The organism is Microcystis sp. LEGE 08355, assembly GCF_015207185.1.
Lineage (GTDB): Bacteria > Cyanobacteriota > Cyanobacteriia > Cyanobacteriales > Microcystaceae > Microcystis > Microcystis panniformis.
Genome location: NZ_JADEXI010000201.1, coordinates 1 through 7,433, shown reverse-complemented (window position 1 = coordinate 7,433; position 7,433 = coordinate 1). Strand labels below are relative to the sequence as shown.

Sequence of the window (7,433 nt, the reverse complement as noted above, 5' to 3'; positions counted from 1 at the left end):
GGGTGTGGGGAGTTTTCTCAGTGAACTGATAACTGATAACTGATAACTGATAACTGACTCCTAACCCCACCAACAGATTTATTCAGCCAACCCTAATTAATTTTTCATGGTTCAAAAACGGCAAAAATAAGGATTAAATGGCATAAAATATGTAATTAGACGATTTAATTGATTATTATTCATTCTTAATTCTCCTGACTACTGACTAATGGCTACTGACTCTCAACCCTAACAACGATTTTTGATTTCTGCAAGAGGTCTAATATGCAACCCTTTTCCCTGCATTTGCGGAAAATTTTTTGATTTATGCAAGAGTTCTAATGATAGAATGTAATCCTGTACTGCCTTGGAGAGGTGGCAGAGTGGTCGATTGCGCTCGACTTGAAATCGAGTAACCAGCAATGGTTCGTGGGTTCAAATCCCACCCTCTCCGTACTCAACCAATCAAATTTGGACTCCGGTTGCCCGATTGTTCTTAGAGAGGGGAAAATAAAATATACTAGGCTAAAAGGATAATATTGAGGCAGTAGCCCCCCGGCATGGTTTTTTGGAAAAGATTGTTTAATAGCTCGGAAGTCACTGCATCACCTGACTATTCGGGAGACTTGGTAGAGGTTGCCCAGAATGACCTCGGACAGACGCGAGTGTTTTTTAGTACCGATCGAGAGCTAGACCTATATGAGTTAGAAGAACTTTGTGACTCGGTAGGTTGGGCCCGTCGTCCTTTACGCAAAGTTAAAAAGGCGATCGAATGTAGTTTTTTAGTGGTGTCGATGTGGGAAGTGCGAGGTAATCGCCGTCGTTTAGTGGGTTTTGCTCGTGCCACTTCCGATCACGCTTTTAATGCTACAGTCTGGGATGTGGTTGTTCATCCTCACTATCAAAGTAAGGGTTTTGGTAAAGCATTAATGAAATTTATGATCAGGAAGTTGCGGGGTGAGGACATCAGTAATATAACTCTTTTCGCCGATCCGCAGGTGGTGGATTTCTATCGTCGTCTCGGTTTTGTTCTCGATCCCGAAGGTATCAAAGGGATGTTTTGGTATCCCGATTAAGAATGCGGCTCTTAGGCTATACTAAAAAAAGAGTTTACTTCGGGATGTAGCGCAGCTTGGTAGCGCGCCTGCTTTGGGAGCAGGATGCCGCAGGTTCAAATCCTGTCATCCCGACTGGAGAGAAAATTCTTCAAATCCTTACTTTGTCTCCTTTCCGGTTGACAAAAAAGGCTGCCTTCTTTTATTGCCAAACTCTGGTGAGTTAGCGGGAAAAGTAGGGAGTTTGGGGAGAGAAGGAGGAGGTTTTTGGGGAATAACAAGGGTTTTTCCGGCCACTCCTCCTTTTAAGATATCTACAGACGATTATTCTTCTTCGTAATCCCCCTCGAAATCGTCCTCCTCCCCTTCCTCATCGGCTTCTGACCAGCTGTCGCTGATGGGTTGGCGACTAAAGCGACTGCTGCCGCGGGAGGAGAGGAAAGCCATTTCATCATCCTCTAAATCGACCACATCACCCTCAGCGTAGGCGCGAGCGGTTTGATCGTCAAGAATCATATCGCTATCCTCGCTACTATCGCCGAAACCGGCACGAGGGGGCAAGCCGAGGCCGCCGGGGGGAGCGTAATAGCTACGATTGTTGTAGTTATATTCCTCCTCCGGGGGGGTGTAATCGCTGATCCCCGCCATGTTTTCGTGGGAATTGAAGCCGGTACCCGCCGGAATCAAACGACCGATAATCACGTTTTCCTTGAGACCCCGTAACCAGTCGGACTTGCCTTCGATCGCCGCTTCGGTGAGGACGCGGGTGGTTTCTTGGAAGGAGGCGGCACTGATAAAGCTATCGGTATTCAAGGAAGCTTTGGTGATCCCCAGTAGTACAGGCGTATATTTAGCTGCCGCCCCACCGGTGATCGACATGGCTTCGTTTACCGTCTCCACCTGTCGCAGTTCCAACAATTCCCCGGGTAACATACTGGTATCGCCGCCGTCATCGATCCGCACCTTAGAGGTCATCTGACGCACGATCACTTCAATATGTTTATCGGCAATATCGATACCTTGGGATTGGTAAACCGACTGTACCTGATCAACGAGGAACATCTGGGTTTTTTCCAAGGCTTTCAGAGCTGCCTCGTAACTGCCCAGGCTATCCACATAATAATTAAAGAACACCTCTAAAATCTCGTGGGGATTAGCCTGACCATCGGTTAACGCCTGACCCGCATCGATACGCTGATTATCGCTCACCAGGGGGTTTTGACTGCCTAAAAGCGGATACTCACTGATCGTGCCGTCATCCTCGACCACCTTAATATCGACAATCTCAGAATCTTGGTACTCCACTTGACAAACTCCCGGTTTGCGTGCTAAGACACAAGCCTCTTTCGGTTTGCGGGCTTCGAGCAGTTCTTCGATTCTGGGTAAACCTTGAATGATATCCCCGGTTTTCGAGCGCTCAAACACCAACAGCACCAAATTATCGCCCCGTTGGACAAGATCTCCCTCATCGATGTGCAGAATGGCCCCCGCCGATACTCGGTAGGGTCGGGCCTTACGCAGACGGATTTCATAGCCGGTGGTGGTTTGGTCAACGGCCAGCACTTGACCGGAATTGGGGGCTAAAACTCCAGCAGCGATCTCAGCTTCGGCGATTACCAGATCCCCAGCTTTGACGGTGGGAGCAACAGCGAACGGGAGAATAAACTCGTCACGGTCACTGACAATTAAAAGACGGCGTACCGCTTCGCTACCCTTGCGAATCCCGCGAATTTCTCCAGCTTCCTTGCACTGGATTTCGGTGCGGGCCACCACTGCCCCCGGTGGAATTTCATCGCCATCTTGGACGAGAACGCGAGTCTGAATATTACCCCCTAAAGGATCATTATCACTATCTCGACGCAGCACCAGGGATTCGAGAATAACTAACTGTAAACGCTGACAATCGCTGTCCTCGCACCGCTTCGCGGATCCCTGCGGGATCGGTTCTAACTCGATATCGGCCGTCAGATGGGAGACCGATTCCGGTTCTTCGCTAGAAATTTCTAGGACTAATTGGGTGCTGATCAGTTGACAACCCTCGACGGATTTAACTCTTTCCCCGTCTTTAAAGAAAATGCGCTGCACCGATCGCAGTTCGATATGTCGTCCTCCTTCTTGGTTAGCGGAACCCTGGGTGGGAGAAGTGGATTGGTCTTCTACGGTGAACTCCTGTACTGGTCGCAGCAGTAATCCTAAACCCTCGTTAGTTTCCACCCATTCCGCTTGCCGTAACTCCTCGATCGTCACTTCGGGAGTCAACTGTGTCCCCGGGTAAATTAACTGTTCTTGGGCAATTCCGGAGGATTCTGGTTCGAGATCCATAAATAACAGCCCCGGTTTCACAATAATCTCCCGGAGGATGTCATTTTTCTGGATCACTTCCACCACACCGCTAGAGTTACAGAAGATGTCTTTAACCACTTCTTCCCCTGCTTCCACATACTGCCCATCTTCCACCTGTAAGAGGGAGATATCTTTATTGACTTCGTGGGTTTCTTCGGGAATCCAGAGGATCGTGCCGCCTTTGGTGATTTCATAACCCTGTTTACGGCTGCCTTTGGCGACTTCGATATCGACGTATTTAATCATGCCGCCGGTGTGGGTTTGATAGCGATCATCGATTAACTCGGCGACAATAGCATGATTCTGTACCTTTGTCCCCGGAGTGGTTTTCAGCAGGAAGCGCTGACCATCGACCGTATGAATAATAAATTGTTCCCGACCAGCGCTACTTTCCACTTTTACTTCGGCCTGATCCAAAGACACGGAAGCGGTGACGATATCGATTTCTCGGCTATTGGGGGCTAAACGCACCAAACCGCCGTTAGTGGATACTAACTTAGTTTCCGCTAGAACATCCCCCACTTGTACTTGATCGCCGTTACTGACCACGGGTTCAGCCCCGGTTGGCAAGTTATACACTTCTCCGGAGAGAATCCATAGTAATCCCCCCCGTTGGGCGATGCGGGTGGTATTGCCTTGGCGATCGGTTTTTTCCTCTGGGACTAATTGCGAGAATAGCACCTCGCCGGCTAAGTCACTGGTTACGTCTTTTGTGGCTTTTTCCGTGGATTTTTGGACTTTATCGGAGGTTATTTCCGCTAGTAACTGTTCCTCGCTTACCGTTGCCCCATCGGTGACAAATAGCAGTGATCCCGGAGTCAAAGAGTAGGTGACAGTTTCTTTAGTTTTATCCTTGGGTGTTAATTTAATTTCCCCCGGTGCCTCCACCTGGTCCCGTTCATCCCCGTGGCGAGTTCGCACGTTACGGATACTTAACCCCGGCAGAAAACGCACGCTTCCCTCGAAGGGACTCCGCACTTGCCGGGCCACTTCTCCGGTAAATACGCCCCCAGTGTGGAAGGTACGCATGGTTAACTGAGTCCCCGGTTCCCCGATCGATTGGGCGGCAATAATCCCCACTGCTTCCCCCATATCCACCGGATGACCGTGGGCCAGACTCCAACCGTAACAGGTTTGGCAAACCGAGCGGGCCGCTTCACAGGTTAAGGGGCTGCGGACTTTGATTTTATCGACCAGTTTGCCCAGTTTTTCGGCGGTTTCATCATCGATAATCTGGTTGCGGGTGGCGATCACTTCTCCCTTGACCACCACATCTTCGGCCAAGGAACGACCTAATAGGCGATCGCTTAAGGGAATTAACACGCGATCGCCATCGGTCATGGCGGTTAATTCGATGTAACGATTGGTGCCACAATCGGCCTCGCGGACGATGACATCTTGGGACACATCCACTAGACGACGGGTCAGATAACCGGAATCTGCCGTCCGTAGGGCTGTATCAACTAAACCTTTGCGCGCCCCGTAGGAGGAAATAACGTATTCGGTAACGGTCAATCCTTCCCGGAAGTTAGTCTTAATCGGGAGGTCGATAATTTCCCCCTGGGGATTAGCCATTAATCCCCGCATTCCCACTAACTGACGCACTTGGCTCATATTACCCCGCGCTCCGGAGAAAGCCATCATATAGACGGAGTTGAGGGGATCGGTGACTTGGAAGTTGCGAATTACTTCATCTTTAAGCGATTCAGATGTACTATTCCAAGTATCGATTACTTTTTGGAAGCGTTCCACTTCGGTGATTTCCCCGCGCACATAACGCTGTTCGGTTTGCCGGATTTCCTGTTCGGCACTTTCGATCATTTGTCGTTTAGCTGGCGGTACGGTTAAATCATCCACACTAATGGAAACCCCTGCTTTGGTAGCGAAACGAAACCCGAGGTTTTTCAATTCATCGGCCATTTGTGAACAGCGCGCCGAACCGTAGTTTTGATAGGCCCAAGCGATCAGTTTTTTCAGTTTTCCTTTGTCAACAGTTTGGTTATAAAACATCTCGATCCCAGTAAGTGGTTGGACAAAAGTAAAGTTAACCGTGGGGTAAGGAGTCAGGAGTCGGTCGTCAGGAGTCAGCTTTTATTTATTCTCGCTGCTCCGGCGCTCCCCAATTCCTCATCACCTAACTTGAAAGAGGGTGTAGGGTGTGGGGTGTAGGGAAGGAAACCTCTTTCATCTGTGGGGGTGAAAATTTTTTCATCGGGACTGACTTCTCACTGATAACTGATAACTGCTCACTGATAACTGAAATTACACTTCCGATTCTTCTTCCTCAAAGTCTTCCGTGGTTAAAGATTCGTAGGTGGGGCGAGAGGGGGCGCGACGACCGACATCGACCATCAGATCCACCTCCACATCGCGGGAAGTACCATCGGGGGCATTTTCCACCTTGTGAACGGCGATATCGAGGCCGAGGGATTGCAATTCTCGCATCAAAACCTTAAAGGATTCTGGCGTACCCGGGCGGGGAATCGGCTTGCCTTTTACGATCGCATTTAAAGCCTCATTCCGTCCTTGCATATCATCGGATTTCACCGTGAGCAATTCCTGCAAGGTATAGGCTGCCCCGTAGGCCTCCAGGGCCCAGACTTCCATTTCTCCGAAGCGTTGACCCCCCTGTTGAGCTTTACCGCCCAGGGGTTGCTGAGTAACCAAGGAGTAGGGACCGGTAGAACGGGCGTGAATCTTATCATCAACTAGGTGAACCAGTTTTAACATATAGGCCATACCGACGGTAACGGGACGGTCAAAGGGTTCGCCGGTGCGACCATCGTAAACGGTGACTTTGCCCGCGTGTTCTTCCTTGAACACCCAATCACGATTGGGTTTTTTCGAGGCATTTTCTAGCAATCCGTGGACGGTCAAACGGCTGGCTTCTTCCCCATACATTTCGTCAAAGGGAGTAATCTTAAAGCGCACGCCCAGATTTTCGCCAGCCCAACCCAGTAAACATTCAAACACCTGACCGACGTTCATGCGACTGGGAACCCCTAGGGGATTGAGAACGATATCGACGGGACGACCATCGGGGAGGTAGGGCATATCTTCTAGGGGCAGAATCCGAGAAATAATCCCTTTATTGCCGTGACGACCCGCCATTTTATCGCCCACTTGGATTTTGCGTTTTTGGGCAACGTAGACCCGCACCACCATATTAGCCCCAGGGGGTAATTCATCCCCCTGTTCGCGGGTAAATACCCGCACATCCACTACCCGGCCTTTTTCGCCGTTGGGGACGCGGAGGGAGTTATCCCGTACATCCCGGGCTTTTTCGCCGAAAATTGCCCGCAGTAGTTTTTCTTCGGGGGGTTGGTCTGATTCGCCTTTCGGGGTGACTTTCCCCACGAGGATATCGCTGGCTTCTACCCAGGCCCCGATGCGAATAATGCCGCGTTCATCGAGGTTTCGCAGGGCATCTTCACCGACGTTGGGAATTTCCCTGGTGATTTCCTCCGGTCCGAGTTTAGTTTGACGAGCTTCGATTTCGTATTTTTCAATGTGGATACTGGTGTAGGTGTCTTGTGCCACCAGTCTTTCGCTGATTAAAATCGCGTCTTCGTAGTTATAGCCTTCCCAGGGCATATAGGCGACGAGGATATTCTGGCCGAGGGCGATTTCTCCTCCTTCGGTGGCGGAACCATCGGCGAGGATCTGCCCCGGCACAACTTGTTCCCCTTGATAGACTAAAGGACGCTGATTTAGGCAGGTATCTTGGTTAGAGCGTTGATATTTCTGAATTTCGTACTCGATCTCGCTCTTGCCAAAAATCTCTTTGTCTTCATCCGCCACTTTGATGCGAATCCGGTTAGCATCGACGTAGGAAACGACCCCATTGGTACGGGAAACGATGACCATGCCGGAGTCGCGAGCGGCCTGTGCTTCCAATCCGGTACCCACAAGGGGACGTTCGGGACGCAGCAGGGGAACCGCTTGTCGTTGCATATTAGAACCCATCAGGGCGCGGTTAGCGTCGTCGTGTTCGAGGAAGGGAATCAGGGAAGTGGCCACCGAGACAATTTGGACGGGGGAAACACAAACGTAGTC

General features: G+C 50.3%; 3 protein-coding genes and 2 tRNA genes. 3 read left to right on the top strand and 2 right to left on the bottom strand.

Features of this window, described 5'->3' with window-relative positions:
- Nucleotides 1-348: 348 nt before the first annotated feature.
- The 3 genes from IQ242_RS11815 (at nt 349) to IQ242_RS11805 (ending at nt 1,169) form a co-directional block, all read left to right on the top strand.
- Nucleotides 349-433: transfer RNA gene (locus IQ242_RS11815), tRNA-Ser, on the top strand.
- Nucleotides 434-539: 106 nt separating this feature from the next.
- The gene (locus IQ242_RS11810) at nt 540-1,055 is read left to right on the top strand and encodes a GNAT family N-acetyltransferase (RefSeq protein WP_002736326.1); all 516 of its coding nucleotides are present in this window, start codon (nt 540-542) and stop codon (nt 1,053-1,055) included.
- Between the two features lie 40 nt (nt 1,056-1,095).
- Nucleotides 1,096-1,169: transfer RNA gene (locus IQ242_RS11805), tRNA-Pro, on the top strand.
- A 189-nt stretch (nt 1,170-1,358) separates the two neighbouring features.
- Here the strand turns inward: IQ242_RS11805 and IQ242_RS11800 are convergent.
- Together IQ242_RS11800 and IQ242_RS11795 are read right to left on the bottom strand one after the other, a co-directional pair.
- A complete protein-coding gene (locus IQ242_RS11800; protein WP_193960105.1) occupies nt 1,359-5,387 on the bottom strand; it encodes a DNA-directed RNA polymerase subunit beta' in 4,029 nt (1,342 codons plus the stop codon).
- A 252-nt stretch (nt 5,388-5,639) separates the two neighbouring features.
- Nucleotides 5,640-7,433, bottom strand: a 1,794-nt coding sequence (locus IQ242_RS11795; RefSeq protein WP_193960104.1) for a DNA-directed RNA polymerase subunit beta, incomplete at its 5' end; no start/stop codon positions are given.

Excerpts from the sequence above, each read along its gene's own strand:
- IQ242_RS11810 (WP_002736326.1), top strand. The coding sequence starts at position 540 with ATGGTTTTTTGGAAAAGATTGTTTAATAGCTCGGAAGTCACTGCATCA.
- IQ242_RS11800 (WP_193960105.1), bottom strand. The coding sequence starts at position 5,387 with ATGTTTTATAACCAAACTGTTGACAAAGGAAAACTGAAAAAACTGATC.